The following is an 11,689-nucleotide window of genomic DNA, read 5'->3' on the forward strand; positions in this document are numbered from 1 at the left end:
AAAGTCAACCCATAGAGACGATCGCCGGGGCGGCGAACGATCCGACGCCGGTCTCGGACGGTCCGAGGAGCGGCCGCGACCGTACCGCGGTACGAACCGCGCTCCGTCACGACTCTAACTGTCGTCGCTGCCGCTGACGCGGGAGGAAGCTCCGAACTCCGGCCGCGAGAACTCGCACGGGGCGCTCGCGTTCTGACGGGCGCTCGGAGGCGTGTGCCGGCGGCGTCGGTGCTCGCCCGTCGGTGTTCGCACAGTCGAACGTCACGACGCCGTCGGCCGGAATTCACACGCTCGCTGTCGACACCGGCGCTGCGTTTCGGGTTCCAATTCATATAAGAACGCGGGGGCGGAACGGAGGGGTAATGGATCTCGGTTCGCGGGACGCGTTCGCCAGCATGGGGACGCTCGGCATCGAGGAGGAGTTCTACATCGTGGATGCCGACGGTCGCCCGACGTCCGGAACCGACGACCTCGTCTACGGCCGCGACCCGCCGAGCGAGGTGCCCGAGGGGTTCGACCACGAGCTGTTCCAGTGCACCATCGAGGCCCAGACGGAGCGCATCGAGGACCCCGCCGACGCCGAGGCCGCCCTGTCGACGGTGCGGGAGGCGCTTGTCGACCACGCCGCCGCGGACGGCTATCGGATCGCCGCCGCAGGGCTCCACCCGGCGGCGAAGTGGCGGGAGCTGGACCACGTCGAGAAGCCGCGGTACACGGCGCAGCTCGACCGGATACAGTACCCGCAACACCGCAACACCACGGCCGGCCTCCACGTCCACGTCGGCGTCGACGACGCGGACAAGGCCGTGTGGATCGCCAATCGCCTCCGCTGGCACTGCCCCGTGCTGCTCGCCCTGTCCGCGAACTCGCCGTTCTGGAACGGCTTCGACACCGGGCTCGCGTCGGCCCGCGCGAAGGTCTTCGAGAACCTCCCGAACACCGGGATCCCCTCGGCGTTCGACGACTTCGACGCCTTCCAGCGCTACGAGCGCCGCATGGTCGAACAGGGCTCTATCGCCGACCGCGGCGAGCTCTGGTTCGACGTCCGCCCGCACACCGGCCACGGCACGGTCGAGGTGCGCGCCCCCGACGCCCAGCGCGACCCCGCGGTCACCCTCGCGCTGGTCGAGTACGTCCACGCGCTCGTGCTCGACTACGCCGAGCGCTACGCGGACGGCGAGTCCGCGCCGGCGCTCCGCCGCGAGCTCTTAGACGAGAACAAGTGGCGCGCGATCCGCCACGGCCACGACGCCTCGTTCGTCGCCCGGAGCGGCGAGGAGACGATCGCGCTCGGCGAGGTCGTCGACCGCGAGTGCGACCGCCTCGGCGTCTCGGGGATCCGCGACGTGTACGACGCCGAGAGCGGCGCGAAGCGCCAGCGACGGCTCCGCGAGGAGTCCGGCCTCGACGCGCTGTGCGAGGACCTGACCCTGTCGCCGTGAGGAACTGATCGACGAGGGGACGGAGCCGTCGCATCGTCCCGTCGCGTTCCGTCGGAACGAAAGCGACGAGAAACGCTTTTGGGCGCGCGGACCCCACTCTCGGACATGACAAGCGACGAGTTCGACGGCGATCCCGTCCCGGATCCGGACGACGACGACCTCGGGGCGGCGGAGGGCGGTGACGAGTCGCCGACCGAGCGGACCCGAGAGGAGCTCCGCAAGACCAAAGAGCGGCTCGGCGAGGGCGCCGACAAGGCGGTCAAGGGGTTCGACGACAACGTCGTCGACCTGCTGGCGTGGCTGCTCGACACCGAGACCCGGGCGCGGATCTACGTCTACCTGCGGGACAACCCGAACAGCACCAGCGATGAGGTCGCCGACGGCACCGGGCTCTACCCCAGCACGGTCCGCGAGGCGCTCGCGGAGCTCCACGACGAGGAGAAGGTCGAGCGCGACAAGCGCGAGGCGAGCGGCGCCGGCAACAACCCCTACGAGTACGAGGCGATCGCGCCGAGCGAGCTGGTCCGGGGCGTCGTCGGCGACGTCCAGCGCGAGCTGAACGCCGTCTTCAACCTCGACCGCCGGCTCGGCGGCGAGTCCCCGGACGGCGACGCGGAGCCGGTCCAAATCTCCGTCGGCGGCGACGGGGAGAGCGGCGACGGAGGAGTCGACGAGGACGACGACGCCGGAGTCGGCGAGGACGACGACGCCGATGCGGACGGCACTGGCGACGACGACGACCGATAGCGACGACGACGACCGAGCGGCCGGGGGCGGCGCGCGCCGGTGCTGCCCGCGAACCGAGTCCGGCTTCGGGACAATTTAAGTTCCGGCCGCGCAACCGACGGACATGAACGTCGCGCTTGGTGGCACCTTCGACCCCGTTCACGACGGCCACCGGAAGCTGTTCGAACGGGCGTTCGAGTTGGGGGACGTCACCGTCGGCCTCACGTCCGACGAGCTCGCGCCGAAGACCCGACACGTCGAGCGCTACGTCCGCCCGTACGACCGCCGCAAGCGCGACCTGGAGGCCGAGCTGGAGCCGCGGGCCGAGAAGCACGACCGCGAGTTCGCGGTCCGCGAGCTCACCGAGCCGACCGGCATCGCCGTCGAGCCCGAGTTCGACGCGCTGATCGTCTCGCCCGAGACGAAGGCCGGCGGCGAGCGGATCAACGAGATCCGCCGCGAACACGGCCACGACCCGCTCGAGCTGGTCGTCGTCGACCACGTCCAAGCCGAGGACGGCGAACGCATCTCCTCGACGCGGATCGTCGCGGGCGAGATCGACGAGCACGGCAACCGCACGCCCGACCGCGAGGGCCGCGGCGCGACCCGACCGGAATGACCCCGGACGACGACCCCGGACATCTCGCCCGCGTCGCCCTCGGCGAGACCGGGTTCGAGCGCGCGGCCGTCTGGAGCGCGGTCGGCTTCGCGGTCTCGTACGTCGCCTTCGACGCGGCCGCGATCGCCGGCGCGCTCGCGGGCCTGACTCCCGCCGCCTCCGCCGTCCCCGTCGGCCCCGCGGTCTCCGCGGGATCGGTCCTCGCCGCGTCGGGCGTCGTCGCGGCGGTCGCCGCGGTCCTCGCCGCGCTGACCGCCGTCGGGGCGGTCGCGTTCGCCGCGGTCGGCGCCGGCGCGCTCCCCGCGGTGCTGCTCGCGTACGGCCCCCTCGCCGCCGTGCTCCTCCGCACGGTCGGCCCCGCCCCCTACGCGATCGACCTCACCGGCCCGCTCTCCTTCGGAGCCGCGGTCGCCGTCCCACTCGGGCTCGCCCTCGCGGCCGCGGTCGCGATCGGCCTCGCGGGCTACGCGATCGGACGCGTCGTCGCCGGTATCGGTCGCGGTGGCGAGGGAGAGAGCGATACGGCCGCCACAGAGGACGAAGACGCGAACGCGAGCGCGAGCGACTGACGCGAACGACTCGTCCGGGCGATTACTCTGCGTCGAGCGTCCCGTTGAGCACCTTCGCCGCGACGAGGATCGGATCCCACACCGGGCTGAACGGCGGCGCGTACGCCAAGTCGAGTCGCTCGACCTCCGGGACGGTCATGTCGGCCTCCAGCGCGGTCGCGAGCGTGTCGATCCGGACCGCGGCGCGGTCGGGCCCGACGATGCTTCCGCCGAGCAGGCGACCGGAGTCGCGGTCGGCGACGAGCGTCACGTCGGTCGGCGCCGCGCCCGGGTAGTAGCCCGACCGCGAGCCGGCGGTGACGGTCTCGCGGACCGGGTCGAAGCCGGCATCGCGGGCGGCTTCCTCCTCGACGAGGCCGACGCGGCCGGCCTCCATGTCGAACGCCTTCACGACGGCGGTGCCTGCGATGTCACCCACGGGAGAGGGGTCGCCCGCGACGGTGGCGCCGATCGCCCGCCCGGCGCGGTTCGCGGTGAGGCCGAGCGGCATCCACGCCGGCTCGCCGGTGACGGCGTGTCTCGCGGTCGCGCAGTCGCCGGCGGCGTACACGTCCGGCAGGCTCGTCCGGCCGTGCTCGTCGGTCAGTATCGCGCCCCCCTCGCCGAGCTCGACGCCGGTCCCGTCGAGCAGCTCCGTGTTCGGTTCGATTCCGACGCCGACGACCGCCATGTCGACGGGGAACACCTCTCCGTCGAAGCCGACGGCCTCGATCCGGTCGTCGCCGACGAGCCGGTCGACGGGGCTCCCCGTGTGGACCGTCACGCCCCGTTCGACCAGTTCCGCCGCGACGCGCTCGCCGACCGCCTCGCCGAACGGCGGGAGCAGGTGGTCGGAGCGCTGGAAGAGGTGGACGTCGAGGTCGCGACCGGAGAGCGCCTCCGCCATCTCGACGCCGACGTAGCCGCCGCCGACGATCGCCGCCGTCTCGGGGGCCGGCATCGCGGCGTTGCGCTCGACGCGCTCGCGGTCGACCGCGCTCACGTCGGCGCGGTTCGGGTCGTACGCGTCCGGCTCGGCGACGTACGCGTCGATCGCGGCCGCGGCGTCCATGTTGTGGAGGGTGAAGGCGCCGTCGACGCCGCGCACGTCGAACGGCCCGGTCGACGCGCGCCCGCCGGTCGCGACGAGGAGGTCGCCGTAGGACTGCTTGAAGGCGTCGCCGTCGGCGGTCTCGACCGCGACGGTCTTCTCGTCCGGGTCGACGCCGACGACCTCGTGGCCGCGCCGGAGGTCGATCCCCCGCTCGTCGACGTCGCTCGGGGACAGCGACAGGAGGTTCGACAGCCGTTCGATCCGGCCTTCGATGAAGTACGGCATCCCGCAGTAGGCGTACGAGATCCACCGCCCCTTCTCGAAGACGAGTACCTCGCGGTCGGGCGCCTCGCGGCGGAACTTGCTGGCGGCGCTCAGCCCGGCGGCGTCGGCGCCGACCACGACGAAGGGATCGCTCATGAATCCGACGACGGCGGGACCGCACAAAAAGCCATGCCGCGGGTGCGGCGCGCGCGCCGCTCCGTGGTCGGCGGGTTAGGCGTGGTCCGCGCCCTCCGTTGCGGGCTCGGACCGATTACGCCGCGTCGTCGTCGCCAGCGGCCGCGTCGTCGTCGCCAGCGGCCGCATCGTCGTCGGCCAGCCGGGATAGCGTTTCGCGGGCGTTCTCGACGGCCGCCTCCTGCTTCGCCGGGTACGCCTCCACCTTCGCGCGGACGGTGATCCCGGGCCCGAGCCGAACGTCGCCGCGGAACGCGGCCTGCTTGTCGACGCGGAGGAACAGCGCGCAGTTGTCGTCGACGCGCTGGTCGAGCTCGTCGATCACGCGGTCGACGTCGTCGAGGTCGGCCAAGGCGTCGAGGACGTGGCGCATCCCGTCGGCGTTCTCGATCCGGGCGGAGAGGACGACGATCCGGTCGCCGTGGTGACCGACGTTCTCGACGCGGTCGATCTCGGCGTCCTCGGGGAGGAACGTGCGGAGGGCGTCTTCGACCCGCTTCTCGTCCTCGGTGGCGTACGAGAACGCCCGGAGGTCGACGTAGTGGAAGGGGACTTTGGCCATGCGGGTCGGGAAAGGGGGGCGGTTACTCCTCGCTCTCGACGGCGTCGAGCGCGTCCTCGGGGACGCCCGTCTCCTGACCGTCCTCGAAGCTGACCGTGTAGGTCGCGTCGCCGAACATCGTCTCCATCACCTGCGTGATCGTGCCCGTCTCGCCGTCGTACTCGCTGTGCTTGTCGTGGAGCACGACCTCGTCTTCCTTCTCGAAGCTCATGGCGTTCAGTTCCGGTGGGACGGTTAAAAGCGCGCGGATCCGGAGCGGCGGAGCGCGGTCGTGGGGGTGAGCGAACGGCGGTCGCGGGGGTGCGGGCGGCGCGCGAGCCACGCGGGGCCGCGAGGAGCACAGCGGGACCCGGCCGCGAGCAACACGGGAAGCCACACGGCCGCGAGCAACACGGGAAGTCACACGGCCGCGAGCAACACGGCGGCCAGCGACACCGCCAGGACAACGCCGACGACGACCGAGACGACCACGCTGTCGATCGTGAGCGCGAGGGCGACGCCGGCGACGACGGCGAGGAAGCCGAGGGCGGCCGCCGGCAGCCCGCCGCGCTCCACGAGGCCGACGACCGCGTTCGCGGCGCGCTGCCGCGGCGGTGGGTCCGGCGGCCGCTCCGGCGGCTTCGCGAGCGTCTCGTCGACGGCGACCTCGTCGGCCCCGGCGTCCGGCGGCGGCTCGATCCGGACGTCGACGTACCGGGTGTTCGAGCCGTAGCCGGTGACGATCTTCAGCTTCCCCGTGACCGGCTCGTCGACCTCGTCGACGGTGACGTGGACCCGTCTGGTCGACTCGTCGTCGACGAAGTGGTTCGTCTCGCCGATCGAACAGGCGCGGTCGAGCTCGTCGGCGAAGTGCAGGTGGACGTGCGTCGACCGACCGAGGTTCTCGAAGGCGATCGAGAAGTGACCGGTCGTCTCGAACCGGTCCGGTGCCCGGATCGAGTGGACGGCGTCCCCGTTCAGTTCGACGGCGAGTGTCGGCACGTACGGGTCGACGAACTCACACTAAAAAAAGATGCAGTACGATTCGGACTACGCGGCCGCTTCCTCGCGCATGTCCGGCGGGAGGAGGTTCGGGATCCCGTCCTCGATGGGGTACGTCTCCCCGCACTCGGCGCAGGTGAGCGTGCCGGCGAGGATCTCCTCCTCGTCTCGGTCGTCGACGTCGAGTTCGAGGTCGGCCTTGTCAAGCGGGCAGCAGACGACGTCCATCAGGGACTCTTTCATACCACCTCGTTCGCGTGGACCGATAAAAAAGCGTGCGGGTCGGGCGCGCCGGGACGAGCGCAACCGCGGTCGACGCACCGAGGGGTCGCTGTCCCGACCCTCGATGGCAACGACGCGCCGAGAGGTCGCCGTCCCGACCCTCGATGGCAACGACTTTGCCGGTCCGACACGCCCGGCGAGACATGGGGATCCCGTCGGAACGGATCGAGCGCCTGTTGACGCTCGCCCGCGAGGCGGTCGTCGACGGCGAGTACGACCGCTCCCGGGAGTACGTCGCGCTCGCGCGCCGGATCGCGGAGCGGAACCGCTGCGGCCTCCCGGCCGACTTCTCCCGGCGGACCTGCGACGACTGCGACGTCTACCTCCGGCCCGGGAAGACGGGCCGCGTCCGGCTCCGGCCCGGCCGCGTCGTGGTCCGCTGCCGCGAGTGCGGGTCGACGGCGCGGTACCCGTTCGACTGACCGCGACGCCGCATTCCGCCGCTGTCGTTACGCTTTATAAACCGCCGCCGAGAGAGTCGGGTATGGACTACCGACGGCTCGGGAACACCGGACTCAGCGTCTCGGAGCTTTGCTTCGGGACGTGGCGCTTCGGGCGGGAGACCAACGGCGTCGTGGAGACGGGCCGTGAGGAGGCCCACGAGCTGCTCGACGCGGCCGCGGACCACGGGATCAACTTCATCGACACCGCCAACGTGTACGGGAACCCGAACGGGACGAGCGAGCAGTACGTCGGCGAGTGGCTCGCGGACCGCGACCGCGAGGACTACGTGGTCGCTTCGAAGGTGTACTTCCCGTTCGACGGGCGCGGCGAGCCCGGCCCCAACGACTCCGGGCTCGGGCGCAAGCACATCCGGGCGCAGGTCGAGGGGACGCTCGACCGGCTCGACACCGACTACCTCGACATCTACTACATCCACCGCTGGGACGAGGAGACGCCGATCGAGGAGACGATGCGCGTCCTCGACGAGCTCGTCTCGGAGGGGAAGGTCCACTACCTCGGCGCGTCGACGATGGCGGCGTGGCAGCTGACGAAGGCGCTGTGGACCGCCGACGCCAACGACTACGCCTCCTTCGACGTGGTCCAGCCGCTCCACCACGCGGGCTACTACGAGGACGTGAGCGAGTACCTCGACGTCTGTATCGACCAGGAGATCGCCGTCTGCCCGTACTCCCCGCTCGCGGGCGGATTCCTCACCGGCAAGTACGAGCGCGCGGACCCGGACGACCCCGAGCAGGTGATCGCGCCGGACGGCTCGCGCGCGAGCTTCGACGATCGGTTCGAGCGCTTCTACCTCTCCGAGCGGGGCTGGAAGGTCCTCGACGCGGTGCGCGAGGTGGCCGCCGAGCTCGACGCCACCCCGGCGCAGGTCGCGCTCGCGTGGCTGACGGAGTGGGACGAGTTCACCTGCGTGCCAATCGTCGGCGCGCGGACGACCGAGCAGCTGGAAGAGAACGTCGCCGCGACCGACCTCGACCTCTCGGACGCGCAGTGGGACCGGATCATGGACGCGCGGTACGCCCCGGACGGGACGCTCTGGGGACACTGAGCGGTCGAGAGAGGGAGAGACGAACGCGCCGCGCTATTCGTCGAAGTCGGGCAGGTCGTCGGGGGCCTCGAACTCCGCCTCCCAGTCGATGTACTCCTCTTTGAGCGTCTCGCAGACGATCTGGCCGAGCTCCGTGAGCCCCGCGTTGATCGCGGAGACGGTCCCCCACGAGTCGAGGTCGGGGTGGAGGTCGCGCTCCTTCCAGTCCTCCGGCAGCCCGGGCGCGTGGTAGCCGACGCGGTCGGCGAAGTCGTCCCAGAAGAAGTCGAACCGGGAGACGAGGCCCAGATCGACGGCGATCCGCCAGTCCGACTCGTCCATGTCGCTGCCGGCGGCCCACTCCGCGAACGCCTCCTCCCACGCCCCCTCGCGGAGGAGCGCCTCCAGGTCGTCGCGGCGGTACTCGCCGCCGGCGACCTCGGCGTCCTCGTACTCGTTCGGGTCCACGGCGGCGAGCTCGGGCGGCTCCGGCGGGTCGACGTCGAGACTCATGCGTCCCCCTCCGCGCCGGCGACTCAAAACGGTACGGGGGTCGGCGCGGCGGTGCGGTGGCGCGGCGGTGCGGTGGCCCGGCGGTGCGGTGGCCCGGCGGTGCGGTGGCGCGGCGGTGCGGTGGCGGTCGGCCCGAGCGAAGCGCGCGCCGCCGCGACTCCCGCCGCCGATCCGGTCCTTTTACCGCGGTCCCGGACCGACCGAAAGGCATGGACCTCCGTGACGTCTCGCGCCGGGCGGGGATCGCCGCCGCCGTCGCCACCGTACTCGTGCTCGGGGCCCCCTACGCGCTCATCTCGGGGCCGGAGTACGCGTCACAGCTCGCTGACTACTACGCGTCCGGAGTCGTCGGCGCCGGCGGGATCGCGCTGTTCGCGCTGCTGAGTGCGGTCGTCGTCGCCTCGGTCGAACAGGGGAACCTCGACCCCGGAACGCTCGTCGGCGTGGCCGTCGTCCTCGGGGTCGCGACGACCCTGAGCGCGGCGACGTGGGCGCTGGCGATCGAGCCGAGCCCCGTCTTCCGCGACCACCTCTGGCTGGTGTGGCACGCGCGCGTCGTCGTCGCGCTGACGGTTCCCGTGCCGCTCGCCGCCGCGGCGTACGCCCGGGCCCTGTTGTCGTAGGGAGCGAGCCGCCGAACGAAAGGCCCTTATGCCGGAACCGAGTATCGACAAACGGACTAGGTCGGGCGGTTAGGCCCCGCTCGTCACCCGTGAGGTAGTCTTTAGCGGGGACCGAACAGCGGGCGCGTCCGGTCTGACCGGCGCGGGCCCCGAGAGCCAACGTGGAAGCCTCGTCCGCCGGGGACAGCGGTCCGTGGCGCCCGCTCGCAGGAGCGGTCCGTCGCGGTTCGTCGGCGACACCGGGTCAGGCGCGGAAGCGAGCAGCCCATCGCCGAACGCCAGTCGCTCGTCGGGTCGCGGGGTGGAGAAGGCAACCGGGATACCCCGCGCCGGAACGCCGGGCCACCCCGCCTGTCCGCCATTCATACGCGTTTTAATCCGGTGAGCGTGGGCTATACTCGATTGGCGAGGCAGCATCTTGCTTATAAATAATTGGCTCGAAATTGACGGTGAACGCCTCCAAAGCCCCAGCCGCGAGGACTCGATGGGCTCGCTGCGGTCCTCGTCGCTCACTACGTTCGCTCCTGCGGTCCTTGCGTCGCCCGTCTTCGTCCTCGCGACTGCCCCTTTGAGTCCCACCCCGCACAGCCACCGCACCTCACACCTCCCCAGCCTCGTCAGTCGCCCTCCGCGTTGCTCCGGGCGACTGACTCCCTCGCGCCGTCCGCTCGCGGCCCTCCGGGCCGCTCGCCGGGGCGCGCCAGATCGGTTGATGCGGTCTTCGGCCGTCGCCTTTTATAAACGCTACTCAGCCTCGCCGCTGTCCTTCCACGCGGAGAAGCCGCCCTCGACGAGCGTCTCGGACTGCCGATCGATGTACTCGCGCTGGGTGTCGTGGACCGCGGTCTCGAAGTCGTCGCCGGCGTCGAGGCGCGCGCGGACTCGGTCGCGCTTCCAGCTCGCCGGCGTGGTCCGGTTCGCGACGCGCCATCGGAGCGGCGCGAGCCACGAGGCCGCCTCCTCCTCCGGACAGCCGGCGGTCCGCAGTCCCGCCTCGGCGTGGTCGAGGAGGTCCCCGTACACCGCGTCGGTGTCGGTCGTGGGCTCGCCGTCGTGACCGATCCATTCGATGTCGGCGTCGAGCCCGTCGGCGACGGCGGCGTAGAAGTTCTCGCGGGCGGTCTCCCAGTCGAGCCCGATGACCGGGTGGTCGCGCTGCGGGAGCGCCTCCATCAGCCCGGCGAACGCCGCTTGGAAGGCGATCGAGTCGCGGACCGTGGGCTGGGCCGCGATGGGGCGGAACTCGATCCGGGCGTTCGCGCTCGACCGGCTCGCCCCCTCGAAGACGGGGCGGACCCACCGCCAGTAGCTGCCGTGTTTCGTCCGGAACGTCGCGAACGCGTCGTCGAAGCGGTCGGTCCCTTCGGGCTCGGGCATCGGGATGAGCGTCTCGTCGCCGGCGATCCGGTCGACGGCGGTCTCGACGTCGTGTACGTCGCGCGGGAACCGGACCTTGTCCTCGTCGGTCCGCTCGTTGAGCACCGACTCGAACACGTGGATCCGGTTCTCGGCGGCGCCCTCGCTCAGGACGCGCTCGCCGTCCCAGCCGTCGTCGTACAGCTCCGGCGGGAAGAAGGGGGAGTTGACCCCGAGCGCGAGCAGGGGGCCCGCGATCCGGAGCCCGTAGCGGAAGTGTCGCGGGAGCGTCTCCGCGTGGGCGACCTGGTAGTGCGGCTGGATGGAGGTGATGAGGCTCTCCGGCATCACGGTGTCCGCCGCGAGCGACACCCCCGGCGCCTCGACGACCGTCCCCTGCTCGTCGTCGCCCGTGTTCGCCATCGCGTGGTACCGGACCGAGTCGCTCATGTTGACCGCGACGGTGACGCCGTCGACGTCGACGCAGTCGGTGAGGTACCCTCGGGCCGTCTCGCCGGTCGGCGGGATGGTCCAGATCCCGTCGGAGACGAGCCGCATCCCCTCGACGCCCGCGGTGTTCTCCGCGGCCTCCAGCCGGGCGCGCACCTCCGCGAGCTGCGCCCGGAGCCCGTGGTCGGAGAGCGGCTGCGGGCTCGTCGACATCTCGGCGTTGTGGAGGCCGAGCTCCTTCTCGAACCCCATCAGCTCCAGAAGTCGTCGCGGGACGCGCATCAGGGCGTACTCGCCCGCCCGCGACTCCTCGCTCCAGCGCCCGTCGGCGACCGCGTAGAACTCGTACTCGAAGCCGACGATCGACTGGTGGTTGTCGAAGGAGCCGTCGCGGAGCTCCTGTTTGACGATCTCCGCCTCCTCCTCGGCGCGCGCGGCGAACTCGTCCGGGTCGACGGCGAGTGCCTCGCGGACGCCGTCTGCGAGGGCGGACTCCGTGCTCATGCGACGGTCGACGTGTCGGCCTCGTAAAAAGGCCTACGGCCGATCGGCGGCGTGGGGACGGTCGGCACGGTGAGCGGTTGG

14 protein-coding genes and 1 other RNA gene are annotated in these 11,689 nt (G+C 71.5%); 8 read left to right on the forward strand and 7 right to left on the reverse strand.

Going from position 1 to position 11,689, the window contains the following annotated elements; genetic code table 11:
- The first annotated feature begins 362 nt into the window (after nucleotides 1-362).
- The 4 genes from Hrr1229_RS01805 to Hrr1229_RS01820 all read left to right on the forward strand — a co-directional run bounded on the left by Hrr1229_RS01805 (nucleotide 363) and on the right by Hrr1229_RS01820 (nucleotide 3,356).
- Entirely contained in the window at nucleotides 363-1,442 is a 1,080-nt protein-coding gene (locus Hrr1229_RS01805; RefSeq protein WP_123114475.1) for a glutamate--cysteine ligase, read from the forward strand.
- Nucleotides 1,443-1,547: 105 nt separating this feature from the next.
- Nucleotides 1,548-2,189 carry a winged helix-turn-helix domain-containing protein gene (locus tag Hrr1229_RS01810; protein ID WP_123114474.1) on the forward strand — a complete coding sequence of 214 codons (642 nt, stop codon included), beginning with the start codon at nucleotides 1,548-1,550 and terminating at the stop codon, nucleotides 2,187-2,189.
- 103 nt (nucleotides 2,190-2,292) lie between these two features.
- Nucleotides 2,293-2,787, forward strand: a complete 495-nt coding sequence (locus Hrr1229_RS01815; protein WP_123114473.1) for a phosphopantetheine adenylyltransferase — start codon at nucleotides 2,293-2,295, stop codon at nucleotides 2,785-2,787.
- Complete coding sequence (locus tag Hrr1229_RS01820; RefSeq protein WP_123114472.1) at nucleotides 2,784-3,356, forward strand: hypothetical protein; 573 nt, start codon at nucleotides 2,784-2,786, stop codon at nucleotides 3,354-3,356. The genes Hrr1229_RS01815 and Hrr1229_RS01820 overlap by 4 nt, the downstream gene beginning before the upstream one ends.
- A gap of 22 nt (nucleotides 3,357-3,378) precedes the next feature.
- Here the strand turns inward: Hrr1229_RS01820 and Hrr1229_RS01825 are convergent, their stop codons facing one another.
- From Hrr1229_RS01825 to Hrr1229_RS01845, 5 genes are all read right to left on the reverse strand, one after another.
- On the reverse strand, nucleotides 3,379-4,809 hold the full coding sequence (locus Hrr1229_RS01825) for an FAD-dependent oxidoreductase (RefSeq protein ID WP_123114471.1): 1,431 nt from the start codon (nucleotides 4,807-4,809) through the stop codon (nucleotides 3,379-3,381).
- A gap of 115 nt (nucleotides 4,810-4,924) precedes the next feature.
- The gene (locus Hrr1229_RS01830; RefSeq protein WP_123114470.1) at nucleotides 4,925-5,410 is read right to left on the reverse strand and encodes an RNA-binding protein; all 486 of its coding nucleotides are present in this window, start codon (nucleotides 5,408-5,410) and stop codon (nucleotides 4,925-4,927) included.
- 22 nt (nucleotides 5,411-5,432) lie between these two features.
- Entirely contained in the window at nucleotides 5,433-5,621 is a 189-nt protein-coding gene (locus Hrr1229_RS01835) for a hypothetical protein (protein ID WP_004050211.1), read from the reverse strand.
- Between the two features lie 188 nt (nucleotides 5,622-5,809).
- Nucleotides 5,810-6,391 carry a hypothetical protein gene (locus tag Hrr1229_RS01840; RefSeq protein WP_123114469.1) on the reverse strand — a complete coding sequence of 194 codons (582 nt, stop codon included), beginning with the start codon at nucleotides 6,389-6,391 and terminating at the stop codon, nucleotides 5,810-5,812.
- Nucleotides 6,392-6,439: 48 nt separating this feature from the next.
- Nucleotides 6,440-6,634 carry a methytransferase partner Trm112 gene (locus Hrr1229_RS01845; RefSeq protein WP_176329321.1) on the reverse strand — a complete coding sequence of 65 codons (195 nt, stop codon included), beginning with the start codon at nucleotides 6,632-6,634 and terminating at the stop codon, nucleotides 6,440-6,442.
- 182 nt (nucleotides 6,635-6,816) lie between these two features.
- On the opposite strand from Hrr1229_RS01845, the gene Hrr1229_RS01850 reads away from it, so the two are divergent.
- Both Hrr1229_RS01850 and Hrr1229_RS01855 read left to right on the forward strand, forming a co-directional pair.
- Nucleotides 6,817-7,095 carry a ribonuclease P protein component 4 gene (locus tag Hrr1229_RS01850; RefSeq protein ID WP_123114468.1) on the forward strand — a complete coding sequence of 93 codons (279 nt, stop codon included), beginning with the start codon at nucleotides 6,817-6,819 and terminating at the stop codon, nucleotides 7,093-7,095.
- A 62-nt stretch (nucleotides 7,096-7,157) separates the two neighbouring features.
- Nucleotides 7,158-8,183 carry an aldo/keto reductase gene (locus Hrr1229_RS01855; protein WP_123114467.1) on the forward strand — a complete coding sequence of 342 codons (1,026 nt, stop codon included), beginning with the start codon at nucleotides 7,158-7,160 and terminating at the stop codon, nucleotides 8,181-8,183.
- 33 nt (nucleotides 8,184-8,216) lie between these two features.
- Here Hrr1229_RS01855 and Hrr1229_RS01860 read toward each other — a convergent pair whose 3' ends face one another.
- On the reverse strand, nucleotides 8,217-8,675 hold the full coding sequence (locus Hrr1229_RS01860; RefSeq protein ID WP_123114466.1) for a hypothetical protein: 459 nt from the start codon (nucleotides 8,673-8,675) through the stop codon (nucleotides 8,217-8,219).
- Nucleotides 8,676-8,884: 209 nt separating this feature from the next.
- Between Hrr1229_RS01860 and Hrr1229_RS01865 the strand changes: the two genes are divergently transcribed.
- Nucleotides 8,885-9,298 carry a hypothetical protein gene (locus Hrr1229_RS01865; RefSeq protein WP_123114465.1) on the forward strand — a complete coding sequence of 138 codons (414 nt, stop codon included), beginning with the start codon at nucleotides 8,885-8,887 and terminating at the stop codon, nucleotides 9,296-9,298.
- A 49-nt stretch (nucleotides 9,299-9,347) separates the two neighbouring features.
- Nucleotides 9,348-9,659: signal recognition particle sRNA (gene ffs, locus Hrr1229_RS01870), an RNA gene on the forward strand.
- 383 nt (nucleotides 9,660-10,042) lie between these two features.
- Here ffs and Hrr1229_RS01875 read toward each other — a convergent pair.
- A complete protein-coding gene (locus tag Hrr1229_RS01875; protein ID WP_123114464.1) occupies nucleotides 10,043-11,608 on the reverse strand; it encodes a hypothetical protein in 1,566 nt (521 codons plus the stop codon).
- Nucleotides 11,609-11,689 lie beyond the last annotated feature (81 nt).

This window comes from Halorubrum sp. CBA1229 (assembly GCF_003721435.2).
Classification (GTDB): domain Archaea; phylum Halobacteriota; class Halobacteria; order Halobacteriales; family Haloferacaceae; genus Halorubrum.

Coding starts and splice junctions, on each gene's coding strand:
- Hrr1229_RS01825 (WP_123114471.1), bottom strand. CDS start 4,809: ATGAGCGATCCCTTCGTCGTGGTCGGCGCCGACGCCGCCGGGCTGAGC.
- Hrr1229_RS01850 (WP_123114468.1), top strand. CDS start 6,817: ATGGGGATCCCGTCGGAACGGATCGAGCGCCTGTTGACGCTCGCCCGC.
- Hrr1229_RS01865 (WP_123114465.1), top strand. CDS start 8,885: ATGGACCTCCGTGACGTCTCGCGCCGGGCGGGGATCGCCGCCGCCGTC.
- Hrr1229_RS01860 (WP_123114466.1), bottom strand. CDS start 8,675: ATGAGTCTCGACGTCGACCCGCCGGAGCCGCCCGAGCTCGCCGCCGTG.
- Hrr1229_RS01845 (WP_176329321.1), bottom strand. CDS start 6,634: ATGAAAGAGTCCCTGATGGACGTCGTCTGCTGCCCGCTTGACAAGGCC.
- Hrr1229_RS01875 (WP_123114464.1), bottom strand. CDS start 11,608: ATGAGCACGGAGTCCGCCCTCGCAGACGGCGTCCGCGAGGCACTCGCC.
- Hrr1229_RS01810 (WP_123114474.1), top strand. CDS start 1,548: ATGACAAGCGACGAGTTCGACGGCGATCCCGTCCCGGATCCGGACGAC.
- Hrr1229_RS01820 (WP_123114472.1), top strand. CDS start 2,784: ATGACCCCGGACGACGACCCCGGACATCTCGCCCGCGTCGCCCTCGGC.
- Hrr1229_RS01815 (WP_123114473.1), top strand. CDS start 2,293: ATGAACGTCGCGCTTGGTGGCACCTTCGACCCCGTTCACGACGGCCAC.
- Hrr1229_RS01835 (WP_004050211.1), bottom strand. CDS start 5,621: ATGAGCTTCGAGAAGGAAGACGAGGTCGTGCTCCACGACAAGCACAGC.
- Hrr1229_RS01855 (WP_123114467.1), top strand. CDS start 7,158: ATGGACTACCGACGGCTCGGGAACACCGGACTCAGCGTCTCGGAGCTT.
- Hrr1229_RS01805 (WP_123114475.1), top strand. CDS start 363: ATGGATCTCGGTTCGCGGGACGCGTTCGCCAGCATGGGGACGCTCGGC.
- Hrr1229_RS01830 (WP_123114470.1), bottom strand. CDS start 5,410: ATGGCCAAAGTCCCCTTCCACTACGTCGACCTCCGGGCGTTCTCGTAC.